The organism is Campylobacter sp. GB48 (assembly GCF_049221845.1).
In the GTDB taxonomy this organism is placed as follows: Bacteria; Campylobacterota; Campylobacteria; order Campylobacterales; family Campylobacteraceae; genus Campylobacter_D; species Campylobacter_D lari_C.
Genome location: NZ_JBMJAR010000059.1, coordinates 1 through 1,222 on the forward strand (window position 1 = coordinate 1; position 1,222 = coordinate 1,222).

Genomic DNA, 1,222 nt, shown 5'->3' on the forward strand with positions numbered 1-1,222 from the left:
AAGGTAAGGTAAGTGATAAAGAAGTTCATCTTTATAAGTATAATGGAATATGGCCTAAAGATACTCTAAAACCTAGAAGCTCTGATTATATTTGTGAAAATGGTAAGATTAAATATCCTGATGATGATGGCTATAAAATCCCACCTAAACCAAAAGAAATCACTCTAAAAAAGGGAACAAAGCTAGACAGATATGGGGATAATTCAGGTAGCTTTGTGTGTCCTTTTGAAGAGAAAGAAGGAGCAATATCTTATGAAAAAAGATCATTGCCTTATGAAGATAATGAAGCCATGCAAAAAACTTATAAAAGATATGAAGTAATAGAAGATATTAATATGGAAAATATTGAGAGAAAGATTGAAGTGAGTGGAAATAGAGAACTAAAAGGTAAAATTGACAAATTAAAAGAAAAAAACAAATTCCATTCCCCAAAAGAAGGTAAAATATCTCCACACTTTGATCAAGAAGGTGGAGGAACACAGATTAAACTTCCTATTTCCATAGAAGACTTAATGCAATTAGGTTTTATCAAACAAATACCATAATAAAGGATAGAAAATGACAAGAGAACAAGCAGAATTAATTATAAAAGAAGAAAAGTTGATTGATACAGATTGGTATCCTTCTTATAAACATTCAGGAGAATACCATCTTACTATGTGGTTTGATTCTGATAATAATAAATACGAAGCTGTTTATATTGGAGAAAGAGGCAGTGTTGAACTTGAGTATTCTTTTAATAGTGAAAAAGAAGCTATTGATAAAATGTTGCAGATGAATTATGAACAAAAAAAATACGATGGAAAAGACATTAAAGAATATCTAACAAAAGAAGTAGCACTAAGAATCATCAAAGAAGAAAATCTAGAAGTGATTTGGTATGATGAAGCACTTAAACCTTTATGTGCAGGTATTAAACACGATAAACAAAGAGATAAATATATTTCTTTTATCACTAATGCTAAATCAGAGATTATAGAATGGAAAAGTATTGAATTTGATGGGGATAGATACAGTGAAACTTTTAAGGAAATGCTTAACGATGAATTTCTAGCCCTTTATGCTCTTATCAATCGTGCCAGAATGATTAAGCAAAATAAGATTAGCTTTATATAAATACTTTCCTTATGATTTAATATAATCTTAGTGGGTTTAAAAACCCACAAGGCTTTTTATGGCTAAAAAAAGAAAAATAACTCTTCCTAAAATAGAAGATGTTAAT

General features: G+C 29.2%; 2 protein-coding genes. Both read left to right on the top strand.

Annotation, left to right across the window (positions count from 1 at the left end; all coding sequences use genetic code 11):
• On the top strand, positions 1-545 hold a 545-nt coding region (locus tag ACOTVC_RS08730), incomplete at its 5' end, for a TNT domain-containing protein (RefSeq protein WP_421628366.1).
• Between the two features lie 13 nt (positions 546-558).
• On the top strand, positions 559-1,116 hold the full coding sequence (locus ACOTVC_RS08735) for a hypothetical protein (protein WP_421628368.1): 558 nt from the start codon (positions 559-561) through the stop codon (positions 1,114-1,116).
• The last annotated feature ends 106 nt before the right edge of the window (positions 1,117-1,222 follow it).